This is a genomic window from Pseudomonas sp. DWP3-1-3b3, from assembly GCF_049896305.1.
GTDB lineage: Bacteria > Pseudomonadota > Gammaproteobacteria > Pseudomonadales > Pseudomonadaceae > Aquipseudomonas > Aquipseudomonas azotoformans_A.
Genome location: NZ_JAFCUA010000002.1, coordinates 434723 through 449433, shown reverse-complemented (window position 1 = coordinate 449433; position 14711 = coordinate 434723). Strand labels below are relative to the sequence as shown.

Sequence of the window (14711 nt, the reverse complement as noted above, 5' to 3'; positions counted from 1 at the left end):
ATCACACCAGCTCTTTGAGGCGATGCCACAGCATCCCCAGGGCCAACAGCGGCGAGCGCAAGTGCTTGCCGCCGGGGAAGGTGATGTGTGGCACCTGGGCGAACAGGTCGAAGCGCCCCTGTTGCTGGCCACTGATGGCCTCGGCCAGCAACTTGCCCGCCAGATGGGTGGCGTTGAGGCCATGGCCGGCGTAGGCCTGGGCGTAATACACGTTGGGTTGATCGGCCAGGCGGCCAATCTGCGGCAAGCGATTGGCACCGATGCCGATCATGCCGCCCCATTGAAAATCGATGTTCACCTCGGCCAATTGCGGGAAGACCTGGAGCATTTTCGGGCGCATGTAGGCGCCGATGTCCTTGGGATCACGACCGGAGTAGTGACAGGCGCCGCCGAACAGCAGGCGACGGTCGGCGGACAGCCGGAAGTAATCCACGGTGACACGCTGGTCGCACACCGCCATGTTTTGCGGCAGCAGTTGGGCGGCCTGGGCTTCGCTCAACGGTTCGGTGGCGATGATGTAGCTACCGGCGGGCAATACTTTGCCGCTCAGGTGTGGATTGAGGCCATTGAGGTAGGCATTGCAGGCCAACACCAAGGTCTTTGCGCGCACGTTGCCCAGGGCGGTGTGCACGCTGACTTCGGGGCCGTAGTCGATACGGGTGACTTCAGACTGCTCGAACAGCTTTACGCCCAGCTGCTGCGCGGCGGCGGCTTCGCCGAGGGCCAGGTTCAGCGGGTGCAGGTGGCCGGAGCCCATGTCGATCATGCCGCCCACGTAGCGATCCGAACCGATCACGCTGCTCATCTCGTTGGCCTGCAGCAAGCGCACTTCGTGGCGATAACCCAGGCCGCGAAGTTCTTCGGCGTCTTCTGCCAGGCCTTGCAGGTCGCGGGGCTTGTTGGCGAGGTCGCAGTAACCCCAGTTCAGGTCACAGGGAATCTGGAAGCGTTCGACGCGCTCACGCACGATCTCCACGGCTTCAAGGCCCATCAGCTTCATCTGGCGCACGCCATCGGTGCCGATCACATTGGAGAACTGGTCCAGGCCATGGCCGACGCCACGGATCAACTGGCCGCCGTTGCGTCCACTGGCGCCCCAGGCGATCTTGCGCGCTTCCAGCAACACCACGCGCAAACCCCGCTCCGCCAGCTCCAACGCGGTGTTCAGCCCGGAAAAACCGCCGCCCACTACGCAGACATCGGCCGTCACTTCGCCCGTCAGCACCGGGTAATCGGGTTGCGGCACGCTGCTGGCGGCGTAATAGGAAGTGGTGTGCCGGGCGCTGGCAGTCATGGGTAGCCTCCCTGTTTGGAAAATTTGACGCAGGATACAGCGGTCGGATGAAGCTGTCTGCGCAGGGCGTTTTGCGGCAGAATCCACGCCTATTCGCCGTTCGGTATGTGTTTCGATGAGTTGCAACAGTCAGAAAATCAGCGCGCTGCGTCGGCAGATTCCTTCGTTCGAGTGCGTCCCGGGTTGCCACGACTGCTGTGGGCCGGTGACCACCTCGCCCGAGGAAATGTCGCGCCTGCCGCGCAAGACCGCCGCCGAGCAGGATGCGGCCATGGATGAACTGAACTGTGTTCACCTGGGCCCCAACGGTTGCACGGTGTACGACGAGCGGCCGTTGATCTGCCGGCTGTTCGGCACGACCAAGACCCTGCCGTGCCCGAATGGGCGACGCCCGGTGGAGCTGATTCATCCGCGGGTGGAGAAACAGATCCATGAGTATATGGCGAGCACCCGGCAGGTCTTGGTTTAGCCGCTATTCAGTCCGGAATCGGTAGGTTCAGGCTCTCTTTCACCTCTTCCATCACGATATAGCTCTTGGACTCCCGCACGTGGGGCAGCTTGAGCAGGATATCGCCCAACAGTTTGCGGTACGACGCCATCTCGGAAATCCGTGCCTTTACCAGGTAATCGAAGTCGCCTGATACCAAGTGGCACTCCAGCACATGGGGCAGTTTCAGCACCGCGCGCCGGAACTCCTCAAAGGTGTCGCCGGATTTGTAATCGAGGCTGATCTCGACAAATACCAGCAAACTGCCTTTCAAGTGCTGTGGGTTGAGCCGCGCGTTGTAGCCCATGATGATCCCTTCGCGCTCCAGCCGACGCACACGCTCGGTACAGGGCGTGGTCGACAGCCCGACTTTTTCCCCCAGCTCCGTGAACGAAATACGCCCATCGGTTTGCAGGATGCGCAGGATGTTGCGGTCGATCTTGTCCAGCTCCCGCTTGGTCTGGGTGTTGGTACGCATAGGGGATACGCCTCTGTGAAAAGGGTTTTTGCCGAGAATTGTCGCCAAATATAGGCAGTTATATAGTGAAATGCACTGGCAATTGTTTTTTAAACTGCGCTCATCATTGCTCGAATAACACACGTCAGCGGCCATGCCCGCGATGAGGATATAAAAATGCGCGTTCTGGTCTTGGGTAGCGGCGTCATTGGTGTGACCAGTGCCTACTATTTGGCGCGGGCCGGCTTTGAAGTGGTGGTCGTCGACCGTCAGCCCGCCGCTGCCATGGAAACCAGTTTCGCCAACGCCGGCCAGGTGTCCCCAGGTTATGCGTCGCCATGGGCCGCGCCGGGCGTGCCACTCAAGGCCATCAAGTGGCTGCTGCAACGCCACGCACCACTGGCCATCAAGGCCACCGCCGATATCGACCAATACTTGTGGATGGCGCAGATGCTGCGCAACTGCACCGCCAACCGTTATGCGGTGAACAAGGAGCGCATGGTGCGCCTGTCCGAGTACAGCCGCGACTGCCTCGACGAACTGCGCGCAGAAACCGGCATTGCCTACGAAGGCCGTAGCCTGGGGACGACCCAACTGTTCCGCACCCAGGCGCAGCTGGATGGCGCAGCCAAGGACATCGCTGTGTTGAAAGAGTCCGGCGTGCCGTTCGAAGTGCTCGACCGCGCCGGCATTGCCCGCGTTGAGCCGGCCCTGGCCAGCGTCACCGATATCCTCGCCGGTGCCTTGCGCCTGCCGAACGACCAGACCGGCGACTGCCAGATGTTCACCACCCGCCTGGTCGACATGTGCAAGCAACTCGGTGTGGAGTTCCGCTTCGAACAAGACATCCAGCGCCTCGACTACGCCGGTGACCGCATCAACGGCGTGTGGATCGACGGCAAGCTGGAAACCGCCGACCGCTACGTACTGGCCCTGGGCAGTTACTCGCCGAAATTGCTCAAGCCGCTGGGGATCAAGGCGCCGGTGTACCCGCTCAAGGGTTACTCGCTGACCGTGCCGATCACCAACCCGGCGATGGCGCCGACTTCGACCATCCTCGACGAGACCTACAAGGTCGCGATCACCCGTTTCGACAACCGCATCCGCGTCGGTGGCATGGCTGAAATAGCCGGTTTTGACCTGTCGCTGAATCCGCGTCGGCGCGAAACCCTGGAGATGATCGTCAACGACCTTTATCCTCAGGGCGGTGATTTGACCGAAGCCAGTTTCTGGACCGGCCTACGCCCGACCACCCCCGACGGTACGCCGATTGTCGGTGCCACCCCGTTCAAGAACCTGTTCCTGAATACCGGCCACGGCACCCTCGGTTGGACCATGGCCTGTGGTTCCGGTCGTTTGCTGGCCGACCTGATGGCGAAGAAAACCCCGCAGATCAGCGCCGAAGGCCTCGATATTTCCCGTTATGGCAACCACCAGGAGTCCGCAAAACATGTCAATCCAGCGCCAGCTCACCAATGAGCGCATGAGCCAGATCGTTGTCCACAGCGGTACCGTGTATCTGGCCGGGCAAGTCGGCGACGACATGAACGCCGGGATTGAACAGCAGACCCGTGAAACCCTGGCCAATATCGAGCGTTTGCTCGACCTGGCCGGCACTGACAAGAGCAAGCTGCTGTCGGTGACGATCTACCTGAAGGACATCGACGCAGATTTCGCCGGCATGAACGCGGTGTGGGACAAGTGGCTGCCCAAAGGTGTCGCGCCCGCCCGTGCCACGGTGGAAGCCAAGCTGTGCGAACCGGAAATCCTGGTAGAGCTGTCCGTCGTGGCGGCGCTGCCTTAACAACAATCCCTCTCCCGGTGCCGGCGTTGTCGGTCGGTGCCGGTTTTTCTTCACTCTGCCGCCTAGAAGCCTGCCGCCATGCGTCCTGCCCGTGCCCTGATCGATCTCCAAGCCCTGCGCCACAACTACCAATTGGCCCGTGAAGTCACGGGGGCCAAGGCCCTTGCCGTGATCAAGGCCGATGCCTACGGGCATGGCGCCGTGCTCGTGGCCCAGGCGCTGGAAGCCGAGGCCGATGGGTTTGCCGTGGCGTGTATCGAGGAAGCCCTGGAGCTGCGCGCCGCCGGGATTCGTGCGCCAGTGCTGCTGCTGGAAGGTTTTTTCGAGGCCGACGAGCTGCCGCTGATCATCGAGCATGACTTCTGGTGCGTGGTGCATTCGCTGTGGCAGTTGGATGCGATTGAGCAGGCCAAGCTGAGCAAACCGCTGACCATCTGGCTCAAGCTGGATTCCGGCATGCACCGCGTTGGCCTGCATCCCAAGGACTATCACGAGGCTTACCAGCGCCTGCTAGCCAGTGGCAAAGTCGCCAAGATCGTTTTGATGAGCCACTTCGCCCGCGCCGATGAACTTGACTGCGTGCGCAGCGATGAACAGGTGGCGGTGTTTGAAGCCGCGCGCCAGGGCTTGTCGGCCGAGGTCAGCTTGCGCAATTCGCCGTCGGTGATGGGCTGGCCGAATGTGCCAAGCGACTGGGTGCGCCCCGGCATCATGCTGTACGGCGCCACGCCGTTTGGCGAAGACCAGGCCGTGGCCGCGCGTTTGCAGCCGGTTATGACTCTGGAGTCCAAGGTGATTTGTGTAAGGGAACTGCCAGCCGGTGAACCGGTGGGGTACGGCGCCAAGTTCATTACGCCCAAGCCGATGCGCATCGGCGTCGTCGCCATGGGTTATGCCGATGGCTACCCGCGTCACGCGCCAACCGGTACGCCGGTATGGGTGGCGGGGCAGCGCAGCCAATTGCTGGGTCGTGTGTCGATGGACATGCTGTGCATCGACCTGACGGACGTACCCCAGGCCGGACTCGGTTCCACCGTGGAACTGTGGGGTAAAAACATCCTTGCCAGTGATGTCGCGGTCGCCGCCGAGACCATTCCCTACCAACTGTTCTGCAACCTGCGCCGCGTGCCAAGGCTCTATTCCGGCGCTTGATCGCTCGGTACGAACACAACCGTCCGGGATTTAGGCCCAAGTGTTGTAAATACTGAACGCTGTCGCCATGATAACGCTCAATTACAACAAAGCCTGAATCCTAGGAGGCTCCTGCATTGGACGTCGGCGAACGACTGCAATCCATCCGTAAACTGAAGGGTCTTTCCCAGCGCGAGCTCGCCAAGCGCGCGGGTGTCACCAACAGCACCATTTCGATGATCGAAAAAAACAGCGTCAGCCCCTCGATCAGCTCCTTGCGCAAGGTGCTGGGCGGCATCCCCATGTCCATGGTCGAGTTCTTTTCCGAGGAGATCCTCCAGGAAATACCGACGCAGATCGTCTATAAAGCCAATGAGCTGATCGACATCTCTGACGGCGCCGTCACCATGAAACTGGTAGGCCGGGCTCACCCCAGCCGGGCGATTGCGTTTCTCAACGAAATCTACCCACCGGGCGCCGACACGGGCGAAGAAATGCTCACCCACGAAGGCGAAGAAACCGGGATTCTGGTGGAAGGTCGCCTGGAGTTGGTGGTCGGTCTTGAAACTTTTGTGCTCGAAGCCGGCGATAGCTACTACTTTGAAAGCACCAAGCCTCATCGTTTTCGCAATCCGTTCGACGTGCCGGCGCGACTAATCAGCGCAGCCACACCCGCGAACTTCTAAGAAAAGAGGCGTCCTGCCAGCGTTGCAGAGACTCCCGTAGCTGTATCCGTGAAGCCGAATCTCCCTTTATTTAATAGGGTTGTTTCGGCCAGGCGGGCTAACCGTTATACTTTCGCCGCCTGCGAAACCGTGGCCGCAGGCGTGAATAGCCACCATTGAGGGTGAACGCGTGAACCTAATTATGAAAATGCTGGCTGCACCAGCAACCGTACTGGCCCTATGGGCTGTCAGCGCTCAAGCTGCGACCAATGATGACATTGCCAAACGCCTGGAGCCGGTCGGCCAAGTGTGCGTCCAGGGCCAGGAGTGCAAGGGGATGGAAGTGGCGGTGGCCGCAGGCGGCGGCGCTGCGAAGACGCCGGATGAGATCATCGCCAAGCACTGCAACGCTTGCCACGGCACCGGCCTGTTGGGCGCGCCGAAAATTGGCGACACCGCCGCCTGGAAAGAACGCGCCGATCATCAAGGCGGCCTGGATGGCATCCTGGCCAAGGCGATCACCGGCATCAATGCCATGCCACCCAAAGGCACCTGCTCCGATTGCTCGGATGATGACCTCAAAGGTGCGATCGAGAAGATGTCCGGCTTGAAATAAACCGATCTTCGCCAAAAAGCCGCTTACGAGCGGCTTTTTTGTACACCTGATTTATGTTTCAGCGCTGTTCTTTGCAGCAAAGACCCGGCAAGCTCGGTCCAACCCCTAATCATGGAATGTTCAGGAGGGTCGGATGGTGCAGTTGTGTTCAATCGAGCAAGCAGTTGACGACGTATTGGCGCGCTTGCCAGCGCATATCCACATGGGCATGCCGCTTGGCCTGGGCAAGCCGAATCTGTTCGTCAACGCGCTGTACCGGCGTGTCGCCAAATTGCCCGAGCGCTCACTGACGATCTACACCGCGCTGGCCCTGGGGCGACCGCCCTTCGGTGATGGGTTGCAAAAGCGCTTTCTGGAACCCTTTATCGAGCGGGTGTTTGGCGATTATCCCGAGCTGGATTTCCTGGCCGACCTGCATAAAGACAGCCTCCCGAAAAATATCCATGTGCAGCAGTTCTTCATGCAGCCCGGCAGCTTGCTGCACAGCGAATCGGCGCAGCAGGACTACGTGAGCAGCAACTACAGCCACGCGGCCCGCGACATCAACGCCGCAGGGTTGAATCTGGTGGCGCAATTGGTCGCCAGCAGCAGCGAACACCCTGATCGCCTGAGCCTGAGCTGCAACCCGGATATCACCCTCGACCTGTTGCCGATGATCGCCAAGCGCCGCGATGCCGGTGAAACCGTGCTGATCGTCGGCCAAGTCCACAGCGATTTGCCCTATATGCCCGGCGATGCCGAGCTGGGCATGGACGCCTTCGATTACCTGATCGATGAAAAAGACAGCACCACGCTGTTCTCCACACCGAACATGCCGGTGGGTTTCCAGGATCATTTTATCGGCCTGCATGCCAGCACCTTGGTACGCGACGGCGGCACCTTGCAGATCGGCATCGGCTCCATGGGCGATGCGCTGACGGCCGCGCTGTTGGCGCGCCAGGCGGATAACGAGGCCTACCGGCTGTTGCTGACGGACCTGGACGTCTACCAATGGGCGCCGTTGATCAGCCATGAAGGCGGCGTCGATCCGTTCGCCCGTGGCCTCTACGGTTGCAGCGAAATGTTCGTCAACGGCCTGCTGGTGCTGGCGGACGCAGGGATTATCCGCCGCAAGGTCTACCCCGACGTGACGACGCAGGAGCAGGCCAATGCCGGCGTGCTGGATGACGCCGCACAGCCGGATGGCATCTCGATCCACGGCGGTTTCTTCCTCGGCCCGCGCAGCTTCTACCAGCGCCTGCAGGAAATGACCCACGCCAAACGCCTTGAATTCAACATGACCCGCATCAGCTACATCAACGAGCTGTACGGCCAGGAAGAACTCAAGCGCCTGCAACGCCTGGATGCGCGGTTTATCAATAGCGCGATCATGTTGACGTTGCTCGGCGCGGGCGTGGCCGATCAGTTGGAGGATGGCCGTGTACTCAGCGGTGTGGGCGGGCAGTACAACTTCGTTGCCCAAGGGCATGCGCTGGAAGGTGCGCGTTCGATCCTGATTTTGCGCAGCTGGCGCGAGTCGGCGGGGGAGGTCAGTTCCAATATCGTCTGGGATTACGGCCACTGCACGATTCCCCGGCACCTGCGGGACATCGTCATCACCGAGTATGGAATTGCCGATTTGCGCGGTCAGACGGATGCCAAGGTGATCGAGGCGTTGCTCAACGTTACCGACTCACGCTTCCAGGACGATTTGATTGAACAGGCGCAGAAGGCCGGCAAGTTGCCGAAGGATTTCCGCTTGGATCCGCGTTTTGCCGACAACACGCCGGAGCGGCTCAAAGGTATTCAGGCACGCCATCATCGGCTGTTCCCGGAGTACCCGCTGGGCAGCGACTTTACAGATGAAGAGCGGGATTTGTTGCGTGCATTGAACTGGCTCAAGAGCAAATTCAAGCTGACGGAAATTCTGGAGCTGGGCAAGGCGGCATTGGATGCGCCGGAGCCGGAGGCGTTTCCCAAGCATCTGGAGCGGATGCGGTTGGATAAGCCGGAGGGCCTTAAAGAGGACTTGTATCAGCGGCTGTTGCTCACTGGCCTACAGGCCACCGCACACTAACAACCACCACAAAACCAACTGTGGGAGCTGGCTTGCCTGCGATAGCGGAGTGTCAGGCGACATCAATGTCGCTGTACCACCGCTATCGCAGGCAAGCCAGCTCCCACATTTTTTAACCGTGCCCGCTCAGGAGTAGTGCTTACTCGATGAACGTCACGACGCCGCCTTCCAGCGATTTGACCCGCGCCAGCGACTCAACGCGATAACCCTGCGCATCCAGCTCCGCACGGCCGCCCTGGAACGACTTCTCGATCACGATCCCCAAACCGGCAACGGTCGCGCCGGCCTGCTTGATAATCGAGATCAGCGCCTGGGACGCCTTGCCGTTGGCCAGGAAGTCATCGATCACCAGCACGCGGTCGCTGCTGGTCAGGTGACGCGGGGAGATCGCCACGGTGCTTTCGACCTTCTTGGTGAAGGAATACACCGTCGCCGACAGCAGGTTTTCCGTGAGGGTCAGGGATTGCTGCTTGCGTGCGAAGATCACCGGTACGCCCAGGTTCAGGCCGGTCATGATCGCCGGGGCGATGCCGGAGGCTTCGATGGTGACGATCTTGGTGATGCCCGAATCCTTGAACAGTGCGGCGAATTCGTCGCCGATCAGTTTCATCAGTGCCGGGTCGATCTGGTGGTTCAGAAAGGCGTCGACCTTGAGTACCTGATCGGAAAGCACGATGCCTTCTTCGCGAATTTTCTTGTGCAGTGCTTCCACGGAAAGCTTCCTCTAATGGCGCGGTGTGCGCCGAAAGTAGATTAAAAAGTAGTCGATTCTAGCGCTTTAACATCGCGCGTATATCCGCCAAGGCGGTGTTGCCGCGAACGGCCTTCACCTCGGTCGGGGTGTCGTCATTGCCTTCCCAGGCCAGGTCGTCCGGCGGCAGTTCGTCCAGGAACCGGCTGGGGGCACAATCGATGATTTCGCCGTATTGCTTGCGCTTGGCGGCAAAGGTGAAGGCCAGCGTCTGACGTGCGCGGGTAATGCCCACGTAGGCCAGGCGGCGTTCTTCTTCGATGGTGTCGGCTTCGATACTGGAGCGGTGCGGGAGGATTTCCTCTTCCATGCCCATGATGAACACGTAGGGGAATTCCAGGCCCTTGGACGCATGCAAGGTCATCATCTGCACGCCTTCGGCGCCGTCTTCCTCTTCCTGCTGGCGCTCGAGCATGTCGCGCAGCACCAGCTTGCCGATGGCGTCTTCGACGGTCATTTCGCCGTCTTCGTCTTTTTCCAGGGTGTTCTTCAGCGCTTCGATCAGGAACCAGACGTTGCTCATGCGGTAATCCGCCGCCTTGTCGCTGGAACTGTTGGTGCGCAGCCAGTTCTCGTAGTCGATGTCCATGACCATGCTGCGCAGGGCGCTGATCGGGTCTTCGCCAGCGCATTGCTCGCGCACCTTGTCCATGAAGCGCTTGAAGCGCGACAGGCGATCGGTGAAGCGTGTATCCAGGTGTTCGCCCAGGCCGATTTCATCGGTGGCGGCGTACATCGAGATCTTGCGTTCGGTGGCGTAGTTACCGAGCTTTTCCAAAGTGGTGGAACCGATCTCGCGGCGCGGCACGTTGATCACGCGCAGGAAGGCGTTGTCGTCGTCCGGGTTCACGATCAAACGGAAGTAGGCCATCAGGTCTTTTACTTCCTGGCGTCCGAAAAAGCTGTTGCCGCCCGACAGGCGATACGGCACCTGGTGATGCTGCAATTTCAGCTCGATCAGCTTGGCCTGGTAGTTGCCGCGATAGAGGATCGCGAAATCGCTATACGGCCGGTCGGTGCGCAAGTGCAGGCTGAGGATTTCGACGGCCACGCGTTCGGCTTCGGCGTCTTCGTTGCGGCAGCGGATCACGCGGATCTCGTCGCCGTGGCCCATCTCGCTCCACAGCTGTTTTTCAAACTCGTGGGGGTTGTTCGAGATCAACACGTTGGCGCAGCGCAGGATGCGGCTGGTGGAGCGGTAGTTCTGCTCCAGCATCACCACTTTCAGGGACGGGTAATCGTCCTTGAGCAGCATCAGGTTTTCCGGACGGGCGCCGCGCCAGGCGTAGATCGACTGGTCGTCGTCGCCGACCACGGTGAACTGGTTGCGCTTGCCGATCAGCATTTTTACCAGCAGGTATTGGCTGGCGTTGGTGTCCTGGTATTCGTCCACCAGCAGGTAGCGCACCTTGTTCTGCCATTTTTCGAGGATGTCGGCGTGTTCCTCGAACAGCTTCACCGGCAGCAGGATCAGGTCGTCGAAGTCCACCGCGTTGAACGCCTTGAGCGTGCGTTGGTAGTGGGTGTAGACGATGGCGGCGGTCTGTTCCTTGGGATTGCGTGCGTTTTCCAGGGCCTGGGCGGGCAGGATCAGGTCGTTTTTCCAGGCGCCGATCATGTTCTTGATCTCGTCCACGCCGTCGTCGCCTGCGTACTCTTTTTGCATGATGTCGGTCATCAGCGACTTCACGTCGGTCTCGTCAAAGATCGAGAAGCCCGGCTTGTAGCCCAGCCGCACATGCTCCTTGCGGATAATGTTCAGCCCCAGGTTGTGGAAGGTACACACGGTGAGACCACGGCCTTCGCCACCCTTGAGCAGGGTGCCGACGCGCTCTTTCATTTCCCGCGCCGCCTTGTTGGTAAACGTCATGGCGACGATGTACTGGGCGCGGATGCCGCACTGCTGGATCAGGTGCGCGATCTTGCGGGTGATCACGCTGGTCTTGCCGGAGCCTGCACCGGCGAGCACCAATAGAGGGCCGCCGACGTAGTTCACGGCTTCTTGCTGCCGGGGATTGAGTCGGGACATACAGAATTTCAGGAGTCGTTGTTCAAAAGGGCGGGCATTTTAACAGGCTCGCAGGATTCTGCTCTGTCAGAACGACAGTGTGACGTACCACTCGATCTAAATTTGCCGGTTTTGATACTTTGCCGCAGGATGTCGGGGTTGTTTGCGACTAATGTTTACAGTTCGCGTGTTTGATAACCCCTATCATTGGTGATTATCCGGCCGCACGTCATAATGCCCGCCGCCACGAAATTTTGCAGAGTCTAGGGAGCTAGCTTGTCTACGCCTGTCGAACCCTTGCGTTTGCTGCTGCTGGCCGATGAGCCCGCGTGGGCAGCGTTGTTGCGCGAGTGCCTGGCGCCGATGGGCGATGGGGCTGTGCTGATCAGCGCACCAAATTGGGAGTCCGTGAGCCGTCTGTTCGATGACGACCACAGCGCCGTGCTGTTGACCACGCCCAGCCTGCAACCCGGTCCTGGCCGTTGCAGCCTGCCGTGCGTGTTGTTGCTGGAGCAGGAACCGTTGGTTTCGCCACTTGGCGTCAGCGATTGGCTGGTGCGTGATGTATTGGATGCCGATACAGTGCGCCGCTGCCTGCGCCATGTCCGCGAGCGCGGTGTGCTGGAAAACACCCTGCAACGCCTCGCCGAACAGGACCCGCTCACGGGCATTGCTAACCGCCAGGGCTTTCAGACCTTGCTCGCCGCGCGACTGGCCGAGAACGAAGGCCGTGGCCTGGCCCTCGGTCACCTGGACCTCGACAATTTTCGCCACGCCAACGACGCCCTCGGCCACCAGGCCGGCGACCGGTTGATCCTGCAAGTGGTCTCGCGGCTCAAAAGCCAGCTTGAGGTCGGGGACCAGTTGGCGCGGCTGGGCAGTGACGAATTCGCCTTATTGATCGACACCCGTCGTGCGCCGCAGCGTGCCGAGTGGATGGCCGAGCGCATCACCGAAGTCATGGCCGAACCCTACTGGGTGGATGGCGAGAGCCTGCTGATCGGCTGCAGCCTGGGCGTGGCCCATGCCCGCGCCCGTGCTGGCGCCGACCCGCTGATGTGGCACGCGCATATTGCCATGCAACAGGCCAAGAGCACCCAGGGCTGCACTTTTCATATTTTCAACGAACGCATCAACCGTAACGCACGCAGCCTGGCCGACCTGGAAAGCGAGCTGCGCCGCGCCCTGCGACGTGACGAACTGGAGCTGCATTACCAACCGCGCCTGGACCTGGACGACGGGCACATCGTCGGCCTTGAAGCCCTGGTGCGCTGGCGGCATGGCGAGCGCGGCCTGTTGCCGCCCAGTGAGTTCGTGCCCCTGGCCGAGCAAAGCGGCCTGATCGTGCCGTTGGGCTACTGGGTGATTTCCCGTGCCCTGCGCGACATGCAGGACCTGCGCGAACGTGGCCTACCGCCGCTGCACATGGCGGTCAACCTGTCGTTCCGCCAGTTCCAGGACAGCCAGTTGCTCTCCACCCTCAGTCGGCTGATTGCCGAGCGGGGCGTTGAGGCGCAGTGGCTGGAGTTCGAGCTCACCGAAACCGCCGTGATGCGCCGCAGCGACCTGGTCAAGCAGACCATGGACGCCCTTGGCCGCCTGGGTGTGCGGTTTTCCCTGGATGACTTTGGCACTGGCTTCTCATCGTTCGTGCACCTCAACAGCCTGCCGATTGCCTTGTTGAAGATCGACAAGAGCTTTGTCGGCGGCATGGAAGAGCGCGAAGAGAACCGCAAGCTGGTGCACGCCATGATCAACCTGGCGCACAACCTCAATCTCGAAGTGGTCGCTGAAGGCGTGGAAACGCCGGAGCAACTTGCGTTGTTGAGGTTGTTCGGCTGCGATCAGGCCCAGGGATACCTGATCAGCAAGCCGCTGCCGTTGTCGGAGTTGGTGGAGTACCTGACCTTCGGCAATGGCCAGCAAGCCCGCGTGGGCGAAGGGCTTTAATCTGGCTGTGCAGCCTGGAACCCACCACGGGTTTCGGGCTCGGCGCCTTCCTGCCGAATCATCCGCTTCATCTTCGCTTCAAACGCCCAGGTCAGGCTGACTGCCGCGCACGCCAGGCCCAGCGCCAAGCCCCACCACACACCGGTTGGTCCCCAGCCCAGGGTGAAGGCCATCAGCCAGGCCGACGGTGCGCCAATCAACCAATAGCATCCCGCACCGATCAGAAAGGTGGTCTTGGCGTCCTTGAGCCCGCGAATGCAGCCCATGGCGATGGTTTGCACGCCGTCGAACAACTCGAACCAGGCGGCCACAGCGAGCAGGCTGACGGCCAGGACGATCACGTCGTGGAACGCGGGGTCGTTGTGGTCGATGAGCAGTCCGATCAACGGGTCGGAATAAAGCCACAGCACGGCGGCAAATCCCAACATCACCGCTGCGCCAAATCCTATACCGACACGCCCGGCCAGGCGTGCCTGCAGCAACTGCCCGGCGCCGTAATGCTGGCCGATGCGCATGGTCACTGCGTAGGACATCCCCGCCGGCACCATGAACGCCACCGATACAATCTGCAACGCGATCTGGTGCGCCGCCAACTGCGTGCTGCCCATGGTGCCCATGCACAGCGCGGCGAAGGCAAACAACCCGACCTCCACCGCGTAGGTGCCGCCAATCGGCAGGCCCAGGCGCCACAACTCGCGCAGGTACTGGGTGTTCAGGCGCAGCAGGCCGGCGCTCAGCGGGTAGGCCGCATAGGTGCGGTTGCTGCGGATGTACCACATCAGCGTCAGCGCCATGCCGTTGGCGACGATGGCAGTGACCAGGCCGATGCCCATCAGGCCGAGCTTGGGCAGGCCGAACATGCCTTCGATCAGTGCGTGGTTGAGCAGGTAATTCAGTACTGTGCCGCCGACGCTGATGACCATCACCGGAGTGGCTTTGCCGATGGCGCTGGTAAAGCCGCGCAAGGCCATGAAGCTCAAGTAGCCGGGCAGGGCGAACGGCAATATCGTCAGGAATTGCCCGGCCGACTGCACGTTGGTTTCGGTCTGGCCGAACATCAGCAACAGCGGCTTGAGGTTCCACAGCAGTAAGCCAGCCGCCAAGGCCATCAGCCAGGCCAGCCACAGTCCGGCCTGGGTCAACCGGGTGGCGCCTTCGATATCCCCGGCGCCGTGACGGATGGCGACAAGCGTGCCCACGGCGGCAATCACGCCGATGCAGAAGATCGACACGAACGAATAGCTCGCCGCGCCCAGCCCGCCACCGGCCAGGGCTTCGGGGCTCAGGCGCGCCATCATCAGGGTGTCGGTCAGCACCATCAGCATGTGCGCCAACTGTGAGGCAATCAACGGCCCTGACAGCCGCAGAATGGCCCAGAGTTCGGTACGTGCTGGATGCTGCATGATCATCACACTCGAAAAATCGGAGGGTTGGGGAAGGGTTGATTCTCGGCGCTCTCGGCCGATTGCACAAAGGGATAAATGCGATCATT

Annotated in this window: 13 protein-coding genes; 8 read left to right on the top strand and 5 right to left on the bottom strand. The window is 60.9% G+C overall.

Translation table 11 applies throughout. The annotated features are described in order from the left end of the window. Window position 1: 1 nt before the first annotated feature. Entirely contained in the window at window positions 2–1294 is a 1293-nt protein-coding gene (locus ACP7BX_RS08480) for an NAD(P)/FAD-dependent oxidoreductase (protein ID WP_426127106.1), read from the bottom strand. A gap of 115 nt (window positions 1295–1409) precedes the next feature. Here ACP7BX_RS08480 and ACP7BX_RS08475 point away from each other — a divergent pair, with 115 nt between their 5' ends. Continuing rightward, window positions 1410–1763 carry a YkgJ family cysteine cluster protein gene (locus tag ACP7BX_RS08475; protein ID WP_016975913.1) on the top strand — a complete coding sequence of 118 codons (354 nt, stop codon included), beginning with the start codon at window positions 1410–1412 and terminating at the stop codon, window positions 1761–1763. A 7-nt stretch (window positions 1764–1770) separates the two neighbouring features. On the opposite strand, the gene ACP7BX_RS08470 is transcribed toward ACP7BX_RS08475, so the two are convergent. Beyond that, window positions 1771–2259, bottom strand: coding sequence for an Lrp/AsnC ligand binding domain-containing protein (locus tag ACP7BX_RS08470; RefSeq protein WP_003176896.1), 489 nt, complete (start codon window positions 2257–2259; stop codon window positions 1771–1773). A gap of 156 nt (window positions 2260–2415) precedes the next feature. Here ACP7BX_RS08470 and dadA point away from each other — a divergent pair, with 156 nt between their 5' ends. The 6 genes from dadA (at window position 2416) to ACP7BX_RS08440 (ending at window position 8510) form a co-directional block, all read left to right on the top strand. Then, a complete protein-coding gene (gene dadA, locus ACP7BX_RS08465; RefSeq protein WP_426127108.1) occupies window positions 2416–3717 on the top strand; it encodes a D-amino acid dehydrogenase in 1302 nt (433 codons plus the stop codon). After that, window positions 3689–4042: a RidA family protein gene (locus ACP7BX_RS08460; RefSeq protein WP_028618462.1), complete on the top strand. Its 354-nt coding sequence runs from the start codon at window positions 3689–3691 to the stop codon at window positions 4040–4042. The genes dadA and ACP7BX_RS08460 overlap by 29 nt, the downstream gene beginning before the upstream one ends. 78 nt (window positions 4043–4120) lie before the next feature. After that, window positions 4121–5194, top strand: coding sequence for an alanine racemase (gene alr / locus ACP7BX_RS08455; RefSeq protein ID WP_426127110.1), 1074 nt, complete (start codon window positions 4121–4123; stop codon window positions 5192–5194). Window positions 5195–5310: 116 nt separating this feature from the next. Continuing rightward, window positions 5311–5859, top strand: coding sequence for a cupin domain-containing protein (locus ACP7BX_RS08450; RefSeq protein WP_003176893.1), 549 nt, complete (start codon window positions 5311–5313; stop codon window positions 5857–5859). A 181-nt stretch (window positions 5860–6040) separates the two neighbouring features. Beyond that, a complete protein-coding gene (locus ACP7BX_RS08445) occupies window positions 6041–6454 on the top strand; it encodes a c-type cytochrome (RefSeq protein WP_016975909.1) in 414 nt (137 codons plus the stop codon). Window positions 6455–6587: 133 nt separating this feature from the next. Further along, on the top strand, window positions 6588–8510 hold the full coding sequence (locus tag ACP7BX_RS08440) for an acetyl-CoA hydrolase/transferase C-terminal domain-containing protein (protein WP_426127112.1): 1923 nt from the start codon (window positions 6588–6590) through the stop codon (window positions 8508–8510). A gap of 139 nt (window positions 8511–8649) precedes the next feature. On the opposite strand, the gene ACP7BX_RS08435 is transcribed toward ACP7BX_RS08440, so the two are convergent. Together ACP7BX_RS08435 and rep are read right to left on the bottom strand one after the other, a co-directional pair. Beyond that, window positions 8650–9222: a xanthine phosphoribosyltransferase gene (locus ACP7BX_RS08435; RefSeq protein WP_025856334.1), complete on the bottom strand. Its 573-nt coding sequence runs from the start codon at window positions 9220–9222 to the stop codon at window positions 8650–8652. A 58-nt stretch (window positions 9223–9280) separates the two neighbouring features. Beyond that, on the bottom strand, window positions 9281–11290 hold the full coding sequence (rep, locus tag ACP7BX_RS08430) for a DNA helicase Rep (RefSeq protein WP_028618459.1): 2010 nt from the start codon (window positions 11288–11290) through the stop codon (window positions 9281–9283). Window positions 11291–11545: 255 nt separating this feature from the next. Between rep and ACP7BX_RS08425 the strand changes: the two genes are divergently transcribed. Continuing rightward, on the top strand, window positions 11546–13219 hold the full coding sequence (locus tag ACP7BX_RS08425; protein WP_314526873.1) for a bifunctional diguanylate cyclase/phosphodiesterase: 1674 nt from the start codon (window positions 11546–11548) through the stop codon (window positions 13217–13219). Here ACP7BX_RS08425 and ACP7BX_RS08420 read toward each other — a convergent pair. Further along, a complete protein-coding gene (locus tag ACP7BX_RS08420; protein WP_314526870.1) occupies window positions 13216–14628 on the bottom strand; it encodes a NorM family multidrug efflux MATE transporter in 1413 nt (470 codons plus the stop codon). The genes ACP7BX_RS08425 and ACP7BX_RS08420 overlap by 4 nt on opposite strands. Between the last annotated feature and the right edge of the window lie 83 nt (window positions 14629–14711).